This window comes from Exiguobacterium sp. (assembly GCF_020832205.1).
In the GTDB taxonomy this organism is placed as follows: Bacteria; Bacillota; Bacilli; order Exiguobacteriales; family Exiguobacteriaceae; genus Exiguobacterium.
Genome location: NZ_JAFIFD010000048.1, coordinates 61608 through 81569, shown reverse-complemented (window position 1 = coordinate 81569; position 19962 = coordinate 61608). Strand labels below are relative to the sequence as shown.

The window sequence follows — 19962 nt, the reverse complement described above, 5'->3', positions numbered from 1 at the left end:
CGGACAATCGCGCCGTGCGTTCGGACTCTCGCTCGATCTAGAACAATTAGGTGAGGTGATGTCATGAAAGTAGCAATCGCGAAAGGGCGCATTGAAAAAGCGGCCCGGGACTATTTTGAACAAGTCGGATTGACTGTCTGGCCCGAAAAACGAGGCCGTGAGTTGACGGTCGAAGTCGACGGGCATGAATTCATTTTCGTCAAAGGCGACGACGTCTATAAATACGTCATGCACGGTGCCGCAGACGTCGGTGTCGTCGGCGGCGACATCTTACGTGAGAAGACACCTGGTGTTCTTGAAGTCGTTGATTTACCGTTCGGCCGTTGCCGGATGGCCGTATGTGGACCGAGAGAACGAAAAAACGGGACGAAAAAATTAAAAGTGGCGAGCAAGTATCCGAACATCGCCATCTCGCATTTCGCGTCGAAACGGCAGAACGTCGAAGTCATCGCCTTGAACGGATCGGTCGAACTCGCTCCGCTCACCGGGCTCGCTGATTGCATCGTCGATATCGTCGAGACCGGGGCGACGCTTCGCGCGAACGACCTCGAAGAGTACGAGACGATTTTTGATATTAACGCTAAATTCATTACGAGCGAGACTGCGCTCGCGAACGATCCTGACGAATTGAAAGCCTGGATTCGCCGGTTGAGCAAGGAGGGGAACGCATGAACACAGACAATAAGACACGTCGCGAGAATTGGGTCGAGGCGGTCAAACCGATTTTAGACGCGGTCGAGTCAAGAGGGGACGATGCGCTCCTTGAATACACACGACAGTTTGATGGCGTCAATCAAATCGAAGCGGTCGATTTGGCGTCTTTCACACCGCCGGCAGCATATGAGGAACTGACAGAGGCGCTGACACTCGCAGCGAAACGAATCCGAGCGTTTCATGAGCGACAGCGCCGGGAAGAGGACGTCTTTGAAGACGAGATGTTCCGACTCGGCCGTCGCTTCATGCCGCTCGACTCGGTCGGCGTTTACGTTCCGGGCGGGACTGCCGTCTACCCATCGAGCGTCCTCATGAACGTCATTCCGGCAAAAGTCGCAGGCGTGAAACGAATCGTCATGGTGACACCTCCGAAACAAGACGGGATCGATTTGTCGCTATTGATTGCCGCAAAAATCGCAGGTGCCGATGAGTGCTATCTCGTCGGTGGCGCCCAGGCTGTCGCTGCTCTCGCGTTTGGGACTGAGACGATTCGACCTGTCGATAAAATCGTCGGACCCGGTAACGCATACGTGGCGACGGCGAAATCACTCGTCTCACACATCGTCGGGATCGACTCGGTTGCTGGACCTTCAGAAGTGCTCATGATCGCCGACGAGACGGCCAACCCGAAATGGGTCGCCGCCGATTTGCTCGCTCAAGCTGAGCATGACATCGAGGCGACCGCGCTCGCGCTCGTCACGACCGACGACATGGCCGAGGCGATCCGTGAAGAACTGACACGACAACTTCACGACTTGCCACGGCGAGACATCGCGACTGAAGCGCTAAAACGCGGCGGTGTCCTCGTCATGACGAAAGAAGAGGCGATCGACGAAGCGAACGAGATGGCAGCTGAACACGTCCAACTTGCCGTCAGCGATCCCGACGCCTATATGCAACGCATTCGTCACGGCGGTTCGTTTTTCCTTGGACATGCGGCGGCGGAAGCGTTCGGTGATTATATCGCTGGACCGAACCACGTCTTGCCGACGAGCGGGACGGCCCGTTTCTCGAGCGGTCTGTCAGTTGACGACTTTTACCGCAGACAGACATTTCTCGAGATGACGGAGTTGGATGAAGCGGTGACACGCGCCGCCATCCGGATCGCGAAACAAGAACAACTCGAGGGACACGCCCGGGCGATGGCGGTCCGATTGGAGGACGTATGAGACTACGATACGAGACCATTCCCCGTTACGTGCCCCATGCGGTCAGCGGACACGCATTAAATCAAAATGAAAGTCAGTTTGAACTGCCCGAGCGCTTGAAAGAAGCGATTCGTCACGTCAATTTAGACGGTTTGAGCCGCTATCCCGTCGATGAATTGAACGTGCTGAAAGAGCGATACGCCAGCTATGCCGGCGTGAACGTCGACCAACTGATGGTCGGCAGCGGCAGTGATGAGTTGCTCGCCATTCTTTGCCAGGCGCTTCTCGACGTCGATGACGTCGTCGTGGCGCCGCTCCCGGACTTCTCGATGTATGGCATTTATGCGCACATCGCGCGGGGGAATTTCGTGCAACCGGACGAGGCGGGATTATCATTTCAATCGTTGTTACAGACGGTCGAGGCGAATCAGCCGAAACTTGTCCTCGTCTCGAACCCGAACAATCCGACGGGGAAGATGTGGACGCTTGACGAACTCGAGATGATTGCCAGTCGCGTGCCATATGTCGTCGTCGACGAGGCGTATATCGACTTCACGATGAATGATTCGTTCAAAAGTCGTCTCGCCGACCATCCAAACGTCATCATCCTACGAACGTTATCAAAAGCGTTCGGACTCGCGAACTTGCGGATCGGGTTCATGATCGCGGCCCCGGCATTGATTGAGAACATCGATCGCTTCCGCTCGCCGTTCAACGTGAGCGGACTGAGCGCGGCCGTTGCGGCCGTCGTCTTGGCGGATGCGGCATACATCCGTGACGCCGTGACGTACCATAACGAGCAACGCGAAAAACTGAAACAACTGCTAGCACCGGTCGGGAAGATTCTCCCGAGCCGTGCCAACTTCCTATACGTCGAGACGCGAGACAGCGAAGCGTGGGCGAGTCGTTTTCTTGCCAACGGTGTTCACGTCCGTGCTTTCTCGGACGGCATCCGTGTCAGTTCGGGTACCGACGAGGCGTATCGATTGATTCGACAAACGATAGAAGAGGTGACTTCTTTTGAGAACAGCTGAAACGAAACGAACGACACAAGAGACGGATATCGAGCTCAAGCTCGACTTAGACGGGACGGGTCAAAGCGACATCAAGACAGGCGTCGGCTTTTTTGACCATATGTTGACGTTATTCGCATTCCATAGCCGCATCGATTTAACGGTGCAAGTCGAAGGGGATACGTGGGTCGATGCACACCACACGGTTGAAGACGTCGGGATCGCGCTCGGCCAGATGATCGGTCAGGCGCTCGGAGATAAGGTGGGGATTCGCCGGTATGGGACGAGTTACCTCCCGATGGACGAAACGCTCGCACGCGCCGTCGTCGACGTCTCGGGCCGTCCATTCCTCGTCTATCGGGCTGACATTAAAAACCCGAAACTCGGCGATTTCGATACGGAACTTGCGGAAGAATTTTTCCGGGCCGTGGCGATGAATGCGCGCTTGACGCTACATCTCGAAGTGCTGTACGGGGCGAACTCACACCATATGATTGAAGGATTGTTCAAAGCGTTCGGACGTGCCCTCGCGGAGGCGGTCGCGCAGGACGGTTCAAACCGCCTGCCATCGACGAAAGGACGGATTGAAGGATGAGAGTCGCGGTGATTGATTACGGGATGGGCAACGTCTTTAACGTCGAACGGGCGTTACAAGCCATCGGTTGTTACGTCACGATCACGAACGACCCCGTTGAGATTGAAGCATCTGACGCCATTCTCTTGCCTGGTGTCGGCGCATTTCCGCAAGCGATGCAAGCGTTAAACGAGACTGGGCTCGTCCCGCTATTGACGCGGATGGCGGTCGAGAAACCGTTTCTTGGGATCTGTCTAGGGATGCAACTATTATTCGAATCGAGCACGGAAGGGATGCCGACGACAGGACTCGGTTTAATCGAGGGCCGGGTCGAGCGGATGCAGGCGAAACGGTTGCCACACGTCGGCTGGAACTCCATTTTACGCGATGAGGATGTCTATTTCGTCCACTCGTACCATGTCGTGACAAGTGAGGCGAATATCGTCGCGTCAGCCGATTATATGGGGGAACGTGTACCGGCCATCGTTCAGAAAGGGCTCGTCACGGGGATGCAATTCCATCCCGAGAAGAGCGGGACGTTCGGACTCAGCTTATTAAAAGAATGGAAGGAGGCGGTCGAACGTGAAGCTGCTACCGGCAATTGATTTAATCGGCGGCAAGATTGTCCGCCTGACAGAAGGAGATTTCAACACAGAAGAACAATACGGCGATCCGTACGAGAAGTTAAAAGAATGGACCGGACGCGTCCCGATGCTTCATTTAATCGATCTTGAAGGAGCGAAAGCGGGGGAGCCGAAACACCTCGACGTCGTCCGCTTCGCCAAGTCGTGTGGCTTCTTTGTTCAGACAGGTGGGGGCATTCGTTCTGAAGAAGCGCTGGACGCGGTCATGGCAACAGGCGTAGATCGTGTCCTGCTTGGAACGAAAGCGTTCACGGATCCGGATTTTCTGGACCGTGCCCTTGCGAAATATGGAAGCCGTGTCGCTGTCGCCCTTGACGCCTACGACGGCATGGTCGCTATAAACGGTTGGCAGGAAGCGACAGACTTGCGTGACGTTGACGTTGCGAAAGACTTGGTCGCCCGTGGCGTCGAGACGATCCTCTACACCGACATCGGTTCGGACGGAAAGCTGAACGGCCCGAACTTGGCGCGCATGAAGACGCTCCGAGACGCGGTCGATGTCACGCTCATCGCCTCGGGCGGTGTCACGACTGAAGCCGACGTCAAAGCGTTGAATGAGGCTCGCATCGACGAGGCGGTCGTCGGCAAGGCGCTCTTGTCCGGGCAAGTCAGTCTAGATGACTTGATCGAGTGGGAGGCCCGCCATGCTTAAACGTCGCATTATCCCTTGTTTAGACGTGAAAGACGGCCGTGTCGTCAAAGGTGTCGAGTTTGTGGCGCTTCGCGATATCGGTGACCCGGTCGAGATCGCAAAATATTACGACGCTTCCGGTGCGGACGAGCTTGTGTTTCTAGATATTACGGCGAGTACGGAACGACGTCAGACGATGCTCGCCGTCGTCAGCGCCGTCGCCCGCAAAGTGTTCATCCCGCTCACGGTCGGGGGCGGCATTCGGTCGTTAGAAGACATCTCGTCGCTCCTAAAGGCCGGGGCCGATAAAGTCTCACTCAACACGCTCGCCGTCGAGTCACCTGACTTGATCAAACGGGCGGCGGATCGGTTCGGCTCCCAATGTATCGTCATCGCGATCGATGTCCGGTTTGAAGACGGTGAATATTTCGTCTACACGTACGGAGGCAAGCAAAAGACAGAACTGCGTGCCGTCGATTGGGCAAAACGGGTCGCAGAGCTCGGGGCCGGAGAACTGCTCGTGACGTCGATGAACCAGGACGGAAAACAAAACGGGTACGACTTAACGATTCTCGATTTATTACGGGAAGCGGTCGATATCCCGATTATCGCATCCGGCGGGGCCGGGAACGCAGATCACGTCGTCGATGCGCTCGAACGTGTCGATGCGGCTTTGCTCGCGTCGATTCTACATGACCGAAAGACGACAGTGGAAGAGGTGAAACACGTATGCAGCGAGCGCAACTTGCCGATGCGGTTCGTTACGACGCAAACGGACTGATTCCTGCTATCATCGTCTCGACGACAGATGAGGCGGTGCTCATGTTAGGGTATATGAACGATGAAGCGATTCGTAAGACGCTCGAGACGAACACGGTCACGTTCTGGTCGCGGTCAAAAGGGCGGCTCTGGATGAAAGGCGAATCGAGTGGGAATACGCTCGACCTTGAAAGCATCCACGTTGACTGTGACCAAGACGCGTTACTCGTCCGGGTCCGCGCCAACGGTCCGACGTGTCATACCGGTAATCGAAGTTGCTTTTTCACGGAGGTGGAAGAATGATTCACGAATTAGAGAAGTTGATTCAGTCACGTCAGGCGTCACCGAAGGAAGGCTCATACACCTCGTATTTGTTCGACCAAGGGGTCGACAAGATTGCCAAGAAATTCGGGGAAGAGTCGTTCGAGGTCGTCATCGCGGCGCTAAACGATGAAGAGTTGGTCGAGGAGTCGGCAGATTTGATTTACCACTTGCTCGTCTTGCTCGCCGCCAAAGGCGTATCATTACATGACGTCGAGGCGCTCCTCGCTAAACGGCACGGGACGACGACACCAGCGAAACCACGCCGTGACGTCACCGACTGGTAACACAAAAAGGAACGAAGCCACTGTGGCTTCGTTCCTTTTAATTAGCGGTTAACCGAGGCGGCCATGCGGATATACGTATGCCGACGGCCGCGGATGGCGATGGATAACGTTTGGATATTCTCCGGTGTGGCAATCCCAGACAAGCCGGCGTCGCCGATATGGAAGACGTCAGTCCCGCCGCGCTTCGATGATAGGGCGATGTCTCGAATCGTCGCTTCGTCAGATCCTTCTTGCGATGTACCGATCGCAGCCACGACGAGTTTGTTCAGCGCTTGGATTTCACGTGAGACGTCATAAAACTCATCTTCGCGCACTCCAGGCACGGTACCCGGAGCCGGGATCAAGATGATATCGGCACCGGCTTCAGCGAAGCGCACATAAGCGTCTCGATCAAGGACACGACCGACGCCGGCTTGATGCATCTTGCCGGCGATGATGACACCGGCAAACTCTTGCCGGGCGGTGATGATGGCGCGCTCAATCGCCTCATTTGTCACGCCGGTATTCGGGTTGCCGGTCAGACAAATAAAATCGATGCCGAGTTCAGACGCTTTTGCGAACGATTCGCGTGTTGCGAGCCGTCCATGCTTGACGTCATGCATTTCCGATGATTTCTCGGAAAAGTCAACCGGCTCCAAGTTGACACCAATCGGCAACCCGACGAGCCGTTTCAACTCGAGAATCGGATTGTCTGACATCGTTTCTTCCGGGTCGTTACCGAACAAGGCATGGCTTTCTAGTCCTTTTACGTACGGGTGGAACACATCAAACATGTTCAATAAAATCATATCCGCACCGAACGCCCGGGCAAGTTCCGCGTTCGTCACTTCCGGATATAACGGTTGCACCGTCGGGATGACTTCCGCGAGGACAGTGCGTCCTTCAGCTTTTCGGATGGACTCGATTAAATCGTTGCGATTGAACGTCAAAAAGTCGCTGGCTCTGCAATCTAGAATACGTTTCATCAGTCTATTCCTCCTCAAGTTCGTCAACATCCTATTCCCCATTTCTGACGAAAATCCTCTATACTGAAAAAAGAATAGGGGGGAACACGATGACGGAAAAAGAAAAGATGGTTCGAGGCGAGCGATACGTTGCCGGAGATGAAGAGCTCGTGACGGCACGGCGCCACGCACGTCGGCTGATGGAACAATTTAATCAATCAGGCATTGATGACCTCGCCGTTCGTAAAGAAGTGCTCCGCAAGTTGTTCGGGTCGACCGGAGAGTCGTTTTACTTCGAACCGACGTTCAAATGTGATTACGGATTCAATATCCACCTCGGGGAGCGGTTTTTCGCCAATTTCGATTGCGTGTTTTTAGACATCTGTCCGATTCACTTCGGTGATGACTGTATGCTCGGACCGGGGGTGCACGTCTACACGGCGACGCACCCGCTCGACCCGACGGAACGTATCTCCGGCATCGAGTTCGGGAAACCCGTCACAGTCGGACATCGTGTCTGGATCGGAGGAGGCGCCATCATTAACCCGGGAGTGACGATTGGGGATGATGCCGTGATTGCGTCCGGTGCCGTCGTCACAAAAGATGTGCCGGCTAGAGCAGTCGTCGGGGGTAACCCGGCACGAGTCATCAAGACGATCGTATAAGAAAGGCCCTGCAAAAAAAATGCAGGGCCTTTGATTATTCCCAAACACGTTTCAGTTTGAACGTCTCTTGTGCATAGCCCCATACTGAAATGGGGGACATGAACAGTTGATAGCTCAAGACGAAAAAGATGAAGCCGAACAAGTTTTTACGGACGCGTAGGTTCAAGTTTTTGAACACATAATCGCGTTGATAGAAATAGAGAAGACCATAACTGAGGACGGTGAGCGGCAAGACGAGCAACGTCATCGGACCGACGATCCAATAATGACCGAATATGGCGAGGATCAACCCAGGGATCCAAAAGAACGTATAAGCGATGTCGAGATAAGGCATGATCAAATTGACGCCCGTTAAGTATTTTGTATATAACTGGGGCTGGCGCCACGGCTTCACTTCCTGCAACCCTTCGACCATGCCCCGGGCCCAGCGTGAGCGCTGTCGGGCAAAGTGGCGGAACGACTCCGGGGCATCGGTGAACGCGACTGCGAGCGGTTCAAAGTAGACACGGCGTTTCTTCTCAAGCAACCGCCAAGTGAGCACGATGTCTTCACCGATGGCGTCAGGCCATCCCCCGACTTCTCGCACGGCTTCGGTCTCATATAAGCTGAACGCCCCTTGCGCGACAAGCGTTCCTTGGTACAGTCCTTGAAGTCGTTTGATTGAAGCGATCCCAAGGAAGTAATCCCACTCTTGCAACCGGGTCCAAAACGAACTGCGGCTATTCCGGACGAGCATGCTTCCGGCGACGGCGCACACATCTTTCGGACTGCTGACGAGACGGGCAACTAAAAACCGAACCGCGGACGGGTGAATTAACGTGTCGGCATCGAGGGTAATGACGTAAGGCGTTGCCACGTGCGTCAATCCGTAGTTGAGCGCTTGAAATTTTCCGGGCTTTGATTCGTGGAGTAAGTCAATTGGAATCATAAAATCTTCTTTCGCCCGTATCACTTCTTTTGCAGTGTCGTCGTTCGAGTTATTGTCGATGACGAGGAGGTGGAGCGGACCGGTATAATCTTGTGACGCCACGTAACGGATCGTCTCATAGATCAACGCTTCTTCATTGTAGGCTGCAATCATCACTGTCACCGCTTCGGTTGGATGTTCGTCTTTGAACGGAGGTTGGCGATCGAGGACAAGACTGGCGAGTAAAAAGGCCATCAAATATCCTGGTATGTAGGCGATGCCACCGATGACGAACAAAGCGAGCGGCCAATTCGTCAATGTTGCTAAATCGGTAAACCAAGGTAAGGAAATATAAATTGAGAAGAGCAACCAAGCGAGTGAGAAACTGTGCGATAACCAAAAACGCGTCATAATCGTCCAATACCAGCGATTCCCGATGCGATTTCGTCCCCATTTCGTCTCGACCGGTTCGTTGCGTGAAACCATGCTGTTTCCTCCAAATCTGTAAAAGTATAAGCTGCGACTAGTGGAGGCCGAATCGTCCATTATTCGATAAAAGCCGTTCAACTTAGAAGTTAGCGCAGTAAGATGAATTTTGATGGCCTTTTCTGATCTTGTCAACGAAAGACGTGTGTTTTCTGAAAAATATTGACCTAAATCAAAAACGCCCGATGAAGTCGGAATCAAACCGAACTTCAACGGGCGTGAGATTAAGAATACGAAACGGGCGACCACGTCATCAACGCACGTTTTGTCGCTAACAGCGCTTGCTCATCTCCGAGCGTCACTCGAATCCCGTTTGTTTGACGCGACGTGTGAATCCCGTTTTTGGCGAGATGGGACCAAACCGCTTCTGGTTCGTCGAGCGTCACGTAGAGAAAATTCGCTTTGGCGGGGTGCACATGACCGATCGTTCCAAGTAACGCCGACCATTTCTCGCGCATCTCGGCATGCCAAGCGAGTACCTCATCGAGATAAGAGGGATCTTGCAAGAAGACGTTGGCAATCTTCGCGCTGACGCCGCTAATGTTGAACGGAGGCACGAATTGCCGGAAATAGTGCGCGAGCCCGGTCGTCGTAATCATGAACCCAAGTCGGACGTTGGCGAGACCGAACGCCTTCGATAATGTTCGGAGTATGATGACGTTGCTCAACGTCTCGAGGTGAGGAATCATGCTCGATTCCGGAGTGAAATCGATATACGCCTCGTCGACAATCAAATAAGGGACGAGTCCGGCGAGTTCCGTCAACTCGTCGACGCTCCATAGTTTCCCCGTCGGATTGTTCGGGTTCGACAGCAGTAACAGTTTCGGCGCATAGAGTTCCACCGACGTGACGAGTGCATCGAACGATAAGTCTTCCGTTTGAACGTGTCGTCCGTGGGCGATTGTCGTGAAGATTGGATAAAGCGCGAAGTCAGGATTCGGTGATAAGACGACGTCTTCCGGCGATAACAACGCCTGGGTGACGACGTGAATCATTTCATCGCTGCCACATCCGACGAGCAATTGAGTCGGTTCCACGCCGGCATACGCCGCGTAGCGCATGAACAACTCATCGATCGGCTGCACCGGATACTCATGCAAATCTTTAAACGAGAGCGTGGAAAGTTGTTCGTGCAACCGTTCCGGCACCGGGAACTGGCTCTCATTTTGATTCAAACGAAATCCGCTCGGGTAGGTGACCGGGTAGATCGGTAGCTCGACTTGTCTCATTCTGTCGGCTCCATCGAGAACCACTTCTTCGTCAACTCGTCGATTTCGCCTGAATCGATCATTTTGTTCAACTCTTCGTTGAATTGGTCGCGAAGTTCATCATCTAATTTGAAGGCGGCGGCTGAACCTTTCTCACCATCCTCTTTCAATGCGAACGTATAGAAGCCCGCGTTTTGGTCCAAATATTTTTGGGCGACCGTGTCTTCGATCACCATCGCGTCGATCCGACCTGTGTTCAATTCTTGAACGATTTCTGGAATCTTGTTCAATGAGACGAGTTCAGCGTCCGGTGCTTGCTCTTTCGCGATATTTTCTTGAATCGACGATGTCTGGACGCCGATTTTCTTTCCAGCGAGTTGTTCAATCGCTTGAAGTGACTCATCTTTTGACATGATCAAGTTCGTCGCCGACAAATAAATGTCCGAGAAGGCCGCATTCTCTTTCCGTTCCTCCGTCGGCGTCATCCCTGCCATGACGAAGTCGACACGACCAGCGTTGAGTGCGCCAAGCAGACTTCCGAAATCCATATCTTCAATCTTTAACTCGTAGCCGAGACGCTCGGTAATTGTCTCCGCAATTTCAATGTCAAATCCGACAATGGCGTCCCCGTTCGCCGTGTCCACAAATTCATACGGGAAGTAGTCGGCGCTCGTCCCCATGACGAGCGTCTTTTTTTCTTCTCCCGTTGTCTCTTGACTGCAAGCCCCAAGTACGATGGCACTCATGACGAGCGCCCCTGTAACGATCCATTTCTTCATGTATAAATTCCTCCTTCAAGATATGAGATTAAGTGTATATGTATGATTATTAATTGTAAAGTATAAAAATACATAAATAATTAAAAAAATTCACCCGGTCCTGATGGGACTGGATGAAAAGAACGACTAATCAATCTGTTGAATATAGCCGATGATGTCGGGAAGATACGTTTCGAGAGAGCGGCTTGCATCGATTGTAAGCGTATGCATAAAGGGTGGTTTTTTGCTGTTTGCGACGGTCCGATGAAAATCATCTGGCATGACGGACTCGATTTGGCTAATCTTTCGTTCGCGCTCTTGCAGGCGGCGATTGATTTCATCGATGTCGTCGACGATGCACTCGACGTAGCGATAGGTAGCACCATGTTCCCGTGTGAGAGCTAAACCACGTTCGATCATCACGTCATATAGGCAAGGGCTGTCGAGGATGACGTTGCGGCCTAGCGACAAATTGAAGGAGACGAGCGCCCAATCGATGTCATAAGCTACTTTTCCGGTGAGTGCCGTGTCGAGCGGTTGATCCGCCATCGATTCGAGCAACGCTGTCTTTGTGACGTCATGATCGACGATGACCGCATTTAGTCGTCGAGCAATCTCCCGAGCAAGCGTCGATTTACCAGACCCGGGGAACCCGGACATTTGAAGAAAAAACATCGGTTTACCTCACGTTTCGTTTGTTTTTCCGCGACTGAATCCGGCAAATAACCGGCCACCGAACGGGGAGAGTGTCTTATCGACGTAACGAATGAGCGCATCTGTTTCGTTCGTTTGATAATAGCATTCTAGGGCATCGGCAAGCTCGCGGGCTGCTTGGGCATCATGGCGATCGAGAGCGCGGTACGTCCATTTGGAGGAGCCAATCCACTGTCGATTCGTGCGCAGGATGAACTCACAGACTAACGTGGCGAGAGTACTCGCGATGAACAAGCCCTCTGCGCGATTCGTACATCCAGTCAAGTCATCGAGCGCATCGGTCAGAAAATACCGCTTCATCTCAATCGTCTCATCCGACCAAGGCTCCGGCCCATCGTCGAGCAAGTTTCCCGCTTCACGTTTGATGTCTTCGATGATACCTGTATCTATCAAGACGATACCTTCGGTGACCATTCTCGGCAATGACGGAATGGCTCGGAGGCAATCCTGCTCAAAGAATTCGCGATACGAGGTCAAGTTATGGGCGAACAATTCGATGCGCCATCCGGACTCGATAAACGATTCCCGATATGACGAGACGAGTGTGTCATCGAAGATGATGATGTCAAGATCTGACGTTTCAGTCGCCTCTCCACGAACGACACTCCCGGCGAGCAACGCGGCTCCACAGTCGGGAAAATGTGTAGCGACGAACGTCCTTGCCGCTGCGATGGGTTCAAGTTTGAAGTGCATAGATAACTCCTTTTGAATGTCATGATTCTTGACTGGTGATGTGCCACTTTTTCAACTCTCCGTTCTCTTCATAAATGACACGTATGTCCATTTGATTGAGGACGAGCCTTTGTTCTGTAGCGAAGAGAATGATTGGGTAGCCGGTCGAGAGCGGTTGAGCAGCCTGGAAAATCGGGCTATGCGCCTGCATGGCGTAGAAGCCGTCCGATCGCGTATTGGCCGCTCCGGCATCAACTTGGACGACCGTCTCAAAACCGCGCAGACGAAGAACATAACTGTATGATATACGGGCGCCGCGTTCGAGTTGCCACTCTTCAATCACCGCCTCATACTCGTGTAACGTCTCTTCGAGCAATACTTTTTGAGCGGTGTACTCTCGTTCATAAGGAATCATTTCCTGTACGTTGACAGCCGTCATCGTGGCTACTTTTTGCGATTCTTCTGATGGAGGTGTGATCAGTATACCGATGAAAATCAAAATGGGGATGAGCAAATAAATGATGACCCGACTTCGCATATGGTTTCACCTGTCCTTTATCGATTTTTTCGCCATCGTCTGGAAGAACCCTGCCTCCTCGTCCAAAAAACCTTAAAAATACAGGTTGGATCGTCACGGAAAAGATGCATCAAGGTATGATGAAAGAAGGAGGCGATATCGATGCGAATTGGAGTGATCGGAGGCGGCATCGCAGGGTTGACTGCGGCTGCACTTGCGCAACGAAACGGACATGACGTGACAGTGTATGAATCGTCACGTGAATGGGGCGGATGTGCCGGCAAATTCGAGCGAGGGGACTACTTGTTCCCGGCCGGGGCGACGCTCGGGATGGGATTCGAACGAGGCGGACTGCATGATCGGGTACTTCGTTATTTAGATGAAACGGTTTCGGTCCGTCCGTTACGAGAAGTGATGCATATTCATTTAGAAGGGCAGACTGTCGTTTATCACCAAGAGCGGGACCGATTTCTCGCTGAGCTTGAGTTCAAGTTCCCGGCGTTTGCTCCGCAAATCCGGTCGTTTCTTTTTGAAATGTGGGCTGATTTTGAGGCGTTGCGACCTTTGTTCGAACAACTTCCCGCGCTGCCGTTCCATTCCGTCGAGGACGTATGGACCGCTGTATCAGGTATCCGTCCGGCATCTTTACACATCGGGCCGAAGCTCTACCGGCCGCTCCAGAAGACACTGGAGCATCATCGACTGGACGGTACGGAATTTGAACGATTGATCGATGGGATTTTACTCGATAGTTTACAGACAGGGGCAAGGGAAGCGAGTCATGTACTCGCGGCTGTCGCCCTATCGATTTATCATGAAGGCGCTTTTTATGTCGAAGGCGGTTTGTATCAACTCGCCCATGCTCTCGAACGCGCTTTCCGAAACGACGGGGGCGAGGCGCTGCTCGGACGTCAGATTATGAGCGTGGGGCGGGTCAGTGACGGATGGCTGCTCACCGATCGGCGAGGGAGACTCGACATCGTCGATACGGTCGTTTCCGCGATTCCTCTCGAGGCGACGAGTCGATTACTCGTCGGTAAAGATGCCGAGCGCTTCAACCGACAATACGCGCGTCAGTTGCGCCAAACGCAATGGGGGACTTTTAGTTTATATGTGACGTTGCCAGAACACGTCTGTCACGACCGACCATTGTTCCAACAAGTTTATACATCTCACCTACCGAGTGGACACGCGTTTATATCGATGTCAGCCGGCGGGGACGTGTTGCGCACCGATCAGCCTGAACGAACCGTCACCGTCTCGACGCATGTCGATCTCTCGGAATGGAAAGATTGGAAACAGCGCGCCGTCTATGAGAAACTTGAACATGAATGGACCGAGCGTTTACTAGAAGCCGTGAGAATAGGGTTTCCGGAGTGGACGGGGCAGTCAAGTGTCCTCTTGCCCGGTGGTCCCGGGGCATGGGTGAAATATACGCGCCGGCCGAACGGTGCGGTCGGCGGCTATGCGCAGACTCCGGGTCAAGCCTTGTTCCATGCTGCGAGCTACCGGACGAAATTACCGAACTTCTTCATTTGTGGAGATACGGTGTTCCCGGGAGCGGGGACGATTGGGGCGATGACGAGCGGGCTTCACGTCGGTCGAGCGCTCGGTGCGAAGTTATCATGAAGGAGACGTTGTGATGCAGAAGAAAACATTTGACGAGCTGTCGACGAAAGAACTGTATGAGTTGTTAGCGTTGCGAACAGAAGTGTTCGTCGTCGAACAAGATTGCCCGTATCAAGAAGTTGATGGGAAAGACGTTGAAGCGGTCCATTATTGGATCGAGTCGGACGGCGAGATCGCCGCCGCGCTCCGCGTTCTCGTGAACACTTCTCCGATTGCGATTGGCCGCGTCGTAACGAGACCGGGACAACGCGGGAAAGGATATGCACGGGAATTGATGCGAGCGGCCGTCGCGGACTATGAAGGCGTCGACTTGTATTTGCAAGCACAGACATATGTTGAACCGTTCTACGCCAATTTTGGTTTCGTACGAACGAGCGATGAATACTTAGAAGACGGAATCCCGCACGTCGACATGGTTCGTGAAAAGCAAGCTCCGAACTGAAGCCGTGATGTACATTTCGCTATAAGTTCGTGGTAGAATGATGGAGAATACTCGCGTGCGTGAAAACGCACGATACCATTATAGACAGTAAAGGGGTTTACGAACGTGACTGACCAACAAGTGATCGAAAAAGCAAAAGAATTGGCAGAACTTTTGGCGAAGACACCAGAAGTGGCTCGTTTCAAAGAAGCCGAGACGAAAGTCAACGAGAGCGAGCGCGTGCAAACGTTGATTAAACGCATCAAGTTCTTGCAAAAAGAAGCAGTGAACTGCCAACACTACGGGAAGACAGAAGCACTCGCCAAAGTCGAACAGAAGATCGACAAGGCGATGGACGAGCTCGACGCGATCCCGGTCGTCCAAGCGTTCCAAGAGACACAAGTCGAAGTGAACGATTTACTCCAATACGTGACGGTGACGCTCGCCAACTCGGTGACAGATCGCATCATCGAAGCGACGGATGGTGATGTCCTCGCAGGAAAAACAGGAAGTGGCATGGCGGCCGAGAAATCACGCGGCGGTTGCGGATACTAACAAACAGCTGGCCATTGGTCAGCTGTTCTAATTTCTAGAGGTGAAAACGAATGGAAACGATACATCAAACCCCGATGATGAAACAATACTTTTCAATCAAGGCGGACTATCCAGACGCCTTTTTATTCTATCGGCTCGGTGATTTTTATGAGCTGTTTTTTGAAGATGCCCAACTTGTCGCCAAAGAGCTTGAATTGACACTCACCGCTAAAAACGGGAAAAATGCGGAGCATCCGATTCCGATGTGCGGGGTCCCGCACCACTCGGCAGCCATCTATATCGAGCAATTGATCGAAAAAGGGTTCAATGTGGCCATCTGTGAACAAATGGAAGACCCGAAGGCGACGAAAGGTCTCGTCAAGCGCGAAGTCATCCAAGTGATCACGCCGGGGACGTACATGGCATCTCTCGGTGAGAAAGAGAACCGGTACTTGGTCGCCGTCTCGAAGTATGGGTCAGTGTATGGAGTAGCCCGTGGCGATGTGACGACCGGCGAATCATGGCTCACGACGCTTCCGACGAAAGAAGCCGTACTTCGGGAAATGGAAGGGCTCCTCCCGAACGAAGTGATCGTCGATGACGAACGATTGGAGGACGAACTTGCGCCGTTAGGCATCCCGCTCTCGGTTCAAACCGACCGGATTGATAGCGACTTGGCCCAAGATGCCAAAGACGAGGCGCAACGAGACGCGTTCGCCTTGCTGTACGCGTATTTGACACGGACACAAAAACGTTCACTTGACCACTTGCAACCTGCCGTCGCCTATGAAGTTGAGCAGCACATGCAGCTCGACGCCAACACGGCCCGAAACCTCGAGCTGTTCCGTTCAGCAAGGTCCGGAGAACGAAAAGGGTCACTGCTCGCCTTGCTTGACGAGACGACGACGGCGATGGGGGGGCGGTTGTTGAAACGTTGGCTTGAGCAACCGCTCTATACGGAAGCTGCGATTCAAGACCGATTGGATGCAGTCGAGAACTTGCTAGACGACTTCATGCTCCGGGACCAGTTCCGAGAGCAGTTAAAACATGTATACGATATCGAACGTCTCGTGGCCAAAGTCGGATACGGGACGGCGAATGCGCGAGATCTCGTGCAATTGCGTGACACGCTCACTCGTCTCCCTGACGTGCGCGACTTGTTGCGATCGGTCAAGGCGTCACGCCTTCGCCAAATTGAAGCAGACCTCGATACGTTCGATGAGTTGACGAAGTTGCTTCATTCGGCGCTTGTCGACGCACCGCCGGTCTCGACGAAAGAAGGCGGAATGATTCGTGTCGGTTATTCGAGTGAGTTAGATGAACTGCTCGAGGCGAAAGCGAACGGGAAGACGTGGATCGCCAACCTTGAGCAACAAGAACGGCTCGCAACCGGGATCAAGTCGCTGAAAATCGGCTACAATCGCGTCTTCGGTTATTACTTGGAAGTGACGAAAGCGAACGCACGCTTGCTCGAGGAGGGCCGTTATGAACGGAAACAGACGCTCACGAACGCCGAGCGTTACGTCACGCCGGAATTAAAAGAAAAAGAAGCCCTCATTCTTGGTGCCGAGGAGAAAAGCTGTACGCTTGAGTATGAGCTGTTCGTCGAACTCCGCGACCGAGTCAAACGAGAGACGAAGCCGTTACAACAACTGGCACGCTCACTGAGCGAGCTTGACGTGTTGCTCAGTCTCGCCATCGTTGCTGAGAAACGTGACTACGTTCGAGCGACGACAGCTGCTCACGTCCAAATCGACCGCGGCCGTCACCCTGTCATTGAGACGGTTCTCCCGCGCGGAGAATACGTCGCCAACGACTTGACGCTTGACGACAGTCGTCGCATGTTATTGATCACAGGGCCGAACATGTCCGGGAAATCAACGTACATGCGGCAATTCGCATTGATTACGATCATGCACCAAATCGGATCGTTCGTTCCGGCTGAAGCGGCCGAACTTCCCTTGTTTGACCGGATATTCACCCGCATTGGCGCGGCCGATGATCTCGTGAGCGGCCAGTCGACGTTCATGGTCGAGATGACGGAGACTCGTCAAGCCGTGACAGAAGCGACAGCGAACAGTTTGATTTTACTCGATGAAATTGGGCGCGGGACGTCGACGTATGATGGAATGGCGCTCGCTCAAGCGATCGTCGAGTATATCGCGGCCTCGATCGGGGCGAAGACGCTCTTCTCGACCCACTATCATGAGCTCACTGTCCTAGAAGAGTCGATCCCGGCGCTTGAGAACGTTCACGTCCGAGCGATTGAACGGGACGGCCGAGTCGTCTTCTTGCATGAGGTACACCCGGGCAAAGCCGACAAGTCGTATGGGATTCACGTCGCCGAACTTGCCGATTTGCCCCCGGAATTGATTGACCGAGCAAGAACGATTCTGTCAGCGCTTGAAGCCGAACCGGTCACGACCCCGCGTTCGCCGGCCGTGACGGAGACGGCAGACGAGGCGGCTCAACTGTCGTTGTTCGAGACAGGCGATGACATCCGCCAACAATTGCTCGATCTTGATTTACTCGCCATGAATCCAATCGAGGCGATGCAGGCGCTTTATGCGCTTCAACAGTCTGCAAAGAAAGGGTGAGACGATGGGCATCATTCAAGAACTTCCTGAACAGTTAGCGAACCGAATCGCTGCCGGTGAAGTCGTCGAGCGGCCGGCCTCGGTCGTAAAAGAACTCGTCGAGAACGCGATCGATGCCGGTGCGACAAAGATCGAGGTTGAACTCGAGGAGGCCGGAATCCGGTTGATTAAAGTTCGTGACAACGGCCACGGTTTCTATGAAGAAGATGCCGCGCGCGCTTTTTTACGTCATGCGACGAGCAAGATTCGCGATGAACACGACTTGTTCCGTATTCGTACGCTCGGCTTTCGAGGCGAGGCGCTCGCGTCGATCGCTTCGGTGAGTCACGTCACGCTCAAGTCTCGCCGCGCAGAAGAAGTCGGGTTCGAAATGACGCTGCAAGGCGGCGTCGTAACCGAAACGATCCCGGCAGCGACCAACGTCGGCACGGAAATCACCGTCAGTCAGCTGTTCTTCAATACACCGGCTCGGTTGAAGTATTTGAAGACGTCGGCGACGGAACTTGCGAGCATTACCGATACGCTCAACCGAATCGCGCTATCCCATCCGGAAGTCCGTCTGTCAGCGTTCCATGAAGACAAAGAGTTGCTCCGGACGAACGGGAACGGAGACGTTAAGCAAGCGATGCTCGCCATATACGGCCGCCAAGTCGCCTCGCAGATCGTCACGGCGACGAGCAAGACGAACGATTACAGTTTGAGCGCGTATCTCGTCCGCCCGGAAGTGACTCGGTCGAATAAACAGTACGTGACACTCATCTTGAACGGGAGGAGCATTAAAAACTTCGCGTTGACGCAAAGTGTGCTCGATGGATACCATACGCTCCTTCCAATCGGGCGCTATCCGATTGCCGTGCTCGAGGTGAGGATGGACCCGATGCTCATCGATGTCAACGTTCACCCGACGAAACGGGAAGTTCGGCTCTCGAAAGAGAAAGAACTGTGTCAATTGATTCGCGAGACCGTGCAATTGACGCTCCGCGAACAACGGCTCATCCCGTCCGTGCAGTCGAAGCCGAAACTGCAACCGGAGCGTGTCCAGTCTGAACAAGAACGGCTAGATTTTACCGTCGAACGTTCGCCTGAAGTGAAGGAGCCGGTTGAATGGAACTATCCGCTTCCCCGTGAACCGATCACGTCTCCGAGCCAGTGGTCTCCGACACCGCTCGTTCAAGAAGAGCCACGGGAACGAGAAGCGTTCGAAGCGCCACGCCCCGAGAAACGTGAAGAACGGCTTCCTCCGCTCGACATTATCGGACAGCTCCATGCGAGCTACATCGTCTGTGGTGCCGAGGACGGGATGTACGTCATCGATCAGCACGCTGCCCAAGAACGGATCAAATATGAGCTGTTTTACGAGCAACTCGGCCGTCCCGAAAAAGAGTATCAGTTGTTGCTTCTTCCGCTCACTCTTGAATTCACGCAAGAAGAAGCGTTCGCCATCGAGGAAGTCACCCCGCTATTAGAAGAAGCCGGTCTTCAACTTGAGCCGTTCGGTGGCAACACGTTTCTCGTTCGCGAGATCCCGACGTGGTACCCGCAACATGATCTCGAAGGAACGGTCCGCGATTTGATTGAGATGGCGATTCGTGACCGCTCCATTAATATTGCCAAGTATCGCGAAGAGGCTTCGATCTTAATGGCGTGCAAGCGTTCAATCAAAGCGAACCATCCGTTGAACATCGAGATGATGCGCCAACTGATCGATGATTTGAATCAGACCGCATCTCCGTACACGTGTCCGCACGGACGGCCGATTCTCGTGAAGTGGAGCACGTATGAACTTGAGAAGCTATTCAAGCGCGTCATGTGACAACGC

The 19962-nt window shown here is 53.4% G+C and carries 22 protein-coding genes; 15 read left to right on the top strand and 7 right to left on the bottom strand.

Annotated elements, in window-relative coordinates:
• Window positions 1-63 precede the first annotated feature (63 nt).
• Genes hisG through hisE form a run of 9 tightly spaced genes read left to right on the top strand, consistent with a single transcriptional unit; the run spans window position 64 to window position 6091 of the window.
• Window positions 64-672 (top strand): ATP phosphoribosyltransferase, encoded by a 609-nt coding sequence (gene hisG / locus JJU47_RS13055; RefSeq protein ID WP_228620229.1) that lies wholly within the window; start codon window positions 64-66, stop codon window positions 670-672.
• The gene (gene hisD / locus JJU47_RS13050) at window positions 669-1883 is read left to right on the top strand and encodes a histidinol dehydrogenase (protein WP_228620227.1); all 1215 of its coding nucleotides are present in this window, start codon (window positions 669-671) and stop codon (window positions 1881-1883) included. The genes hisG and hisD overlap by 4 nt, the downstream gene beginning before the upstream one ends.
• Complete coding sequence (locus JJU47_RS13045; RefSeq protein WP_228620225.1) at window positions 1880-2896, top strand: pyridoxal phosphate-dependent aminotransferase; 1017 nt, start codon at window positions 1880-1882, stop codon at window positions 2894-2896. The genes hisD and JJU47_RS13045 overlap by 4 nt, the downstream gene beginning before the upstream one ends.
• A complete protein-coding gene (gene hisB, locus JJU47_RS13040; RefSeq protein WP_228620222.1) occupies window positions 2883-3470 on the top strand; it encodes an imidazoleglycerol-phosphate dehydratase HisB in 588 nt (195 codons plus the stop codon). Before JJU47_RS13045 ends, hisB begins: the two co-directional genes overlap by 14 nt.
• A complete protein-coding gene (gene hisH, locus JJU47_RS13035; RefSeq protein ID WP_228620220.1) occupies window positions 3467-4054 on the top strand; it encodes an imidazole glycerol phosphate synthase subunit HisH in 588 nt (195 codons plus the stop codon). The genes hisB and hisH overlap by 4 nt, the downstream gene beginning before the upstream one ends.
• A complete protein-coding gene (locus tag JJU47_RS13030) occupies window positions 4032-4745 on the top strand; it encodes a 1-(5-phosphoribosyl)-5-[(5-phosphoribosylamino)methylideneamino]imidazole-4-carboxamide isomerase (RefSeq protein ID WP_228620218.1) in 714 nt (237 codons plus the stop codon). The genes hisH and JJU47_RS13030 overlap by 23 nt, the downstream gene beginning before the upstream one ends.
• Window positions 4738-5505 (top strand): imidazole glycerol phosphate synthase subunit HisF, encoded by a 768-nt coding sequence (gene hisF, locus JJU47_RS13025; protein WP_228620216.1) that lies wholly within the window; start codon window positions 4738-4740, stop codon window positions 5503-5505. The genes JJU47_RS13030 and hisF overlap by 8 nt, the downstream gene beginning before the upstream one ends.
• Window positions 5454-5786 carry a phosphoribosyl-AMP cyclohydrolase gene (gene hisI, locus JJU47_RS13020; protein ID WP_228620214.1) on the top strand — a complete coding sequence of 111 codons (333 nt, stop codon included), beginning with the start codon at window positions 5454-5456 and terminating at the stop codon, window positions 5784-5786. Before hisF ends, hisI begins: the two co-directional genes overlap by 52 nt.
• Window positions 5783-6091: a phosphoribosyl-ATP diphosphatase gene (gene hisE / locus JJU47_RS13015; RefSeq protein WP_228620211.1), complete on the top strand. Its 309-nt coding sequence runs from the start codon at window positions 5783-5785 to the stop codon at window positions 6089-6091. The genes hisI and hisE overlap by 4 nt, the downstream gene beginning before the upstream one ends.
• A 41-nt stretch (window positions 6092-6132) precedes the next feature.
• Here hisE and JJU47_RS13010 read toward each other — a convergent pair whose 3' ends face one another.
• On the bottom strand, window positions 6133-7056 hold the full coding sequence (locus tag JJU47_RS13010) for a DUF7916 family protein (RefSeq protein ID WP_228620209.1): 924 nt from the start codon (window positions 7054-7056) through the stop codon (window positions 6133-6135).
• 89 nt (window positions 7057-7145) lie between these two features.
• Between JJU47_RS13010 and JJU47_RS13005 the strand changes: the two genes are divergently transcribed.
• The gene (locus tag JJU47_RS13005) at window positions 7146-7700 is read left to right on the top strand and encodes a maltose acetyltransferase domain-containing protein (RefSeq protein ID WP_228620207.1); all 555 of its coding nucleotides are present in this window, start codon (window positions 7146-7148) and stop codon (window positions 7698-7700) included.
• Window positions 7701-7734: 34 nt separating this feature from the next.
• Here the strand turns inward: JJU47_RS13005 and JJU47_RS13000 are convergent, their stop codons facing one another.
• The 6 genes from JJU47_RS13000 to JJU47_RS12975 form a co-directional block, all read right to left on the bottom strand.
• The gene (locus JJU47_RS13000; protein ID WP_483298130.1) at window positions 7735-9093 is read right to left on the bottom strand and encodes a glycosyltransferase family 2 protein; all 1359 of its coding nucleotides are present in this window, start codon (window positions 9091-9093) and stop codon (window positions 7735-7737) included.
• A 224-nt stretch (window positions 9094-9317) separates the two neighbouring features.
• On the bottom strand, window positions 9318-10322 hold the full coding sequence (locus tag JJU47_RS12995; protein WP_228620205.1) for a pyridoxal phosphate-dependent aminotransferase: 1005 nt from the start codon (window positions 10320-10322) through the stop codon (window positions 9318-9320).
• On the bottom strand, window positions 10319-11080 hold the full coding sequence (locus tag JJU47_RS12990; RefSeq protein ID WP_228620203.1) for a transporter substrate-binding domain-containing protein: 762 nt from the start codon (window positions 11078-11080) through the stop codon (window positions 10319-10321). Before JJU47_RS12990 ends, JJU47_RS12995 begins: the two co-directional genes overlap by 4 nt.
• A gap of 126 nt (window positions 11081-11206) precedes the next feature.
• Window positions 11207-11734, bottom strand: a complete 528-nt coding sequence (locus JJU47_RS12985; RefSeq protein WP_228620201.1) for a P-loop nucleotide/nucleoside kinase family protein — start codon at window positions 11732-11734, stop codon at window positions 11207-11209.
• A gap of 9 nt (window positions 11735-11743) precedes the next feature.
• Complete coding sequence (locus JJU47_RS12980) at window positions 11744-12466, bottom strand: nucleotidyltransferase domain-containing protein (protein ID WP_228620199.1); 723 nt, start codon at window positions 12464-12466, stop codon at window positions 11744-11746.
• A 19-nt stretch (window positions 12467-12485) separates the two neighbouring features.
• Window positions 12486-12983: a hypothetical protein gene (locus JJU47_RS12975; protein WP_228620197.1), complete on the bottom strand. Its 498-nt coding sequence runs from the start codon at window positions 12981-12983 to the stop codon at window positions 12486-12488.
• Between the two features lie 141 nt (window positions 12984-13124).
• On the opposite strand from JJU47_RS12975, the gene JJU47_RS12970 reads away from it, so the two are divergent.
• The 5 genes from JJU47_RS12970 to mutL all read left to right on the top strand — a co-directional run bounded on the left by JJU47_RS12970 (window position 13125) and on the right by mutL (window position 19956).
• Entirely contained in the window at window positions 13125-14591 is a 1467-nt protein-coding gene (locus tag JJU47_RS12970; RefSeq protein WP_228620195.1) for a phytoene desaturase family protein, read from the top strand.
• Between the two features lie 13 nt (window positions 14592-14604).
• Entirely contained in the window at window positions 14605-15033 is a 429-nt protein-coding gene (locus tag JJU47_RS12965; protein WP_228620193.1) for a GNAT family N-acetyltransferase, read from the top strand.
• A gap of 105 nt (window positions 15034-15138) precedes the next feature.
• On the top strand, window positions 15139-15567 hold the full coding sequence (locus JJU47_RS12960) for a YlbF/YmcA family competence regulator (RefSeq protein WP_024370256.1): 429 nt from the start codon (window positions 15139-15141) through the stop codon (window positions 15565-15567).
• 50 nt (window positions 15568-15617) lie between these two features.
• Complete coding sequence (gene mutS, locus JJU47_RS12955) at window positions 15618-18143, top strand: DNA mismatch repair protein MutS (RefSeq protein WP_228620191.1); 2526 nt, start codon at window positions 15618-15620, stop codon at window positions 18141-18143.
• Window positions 18144-18147: 4 nt separating this feature from the next.
• Window positions 18148-19956: a DNA mismatch repair endonuclease MutL gene (gene mutL, locus JJU47_RS12950; RefSeq protein ID WP_228620189.1), complete on the top strand. Its 1809-nt coding sequence runs from the start codon at window positions 18148-18150 to the stop codon at window positions 19954-19956.
• Window positions 19957-19962: the final 6 nt, after the last annotated feature.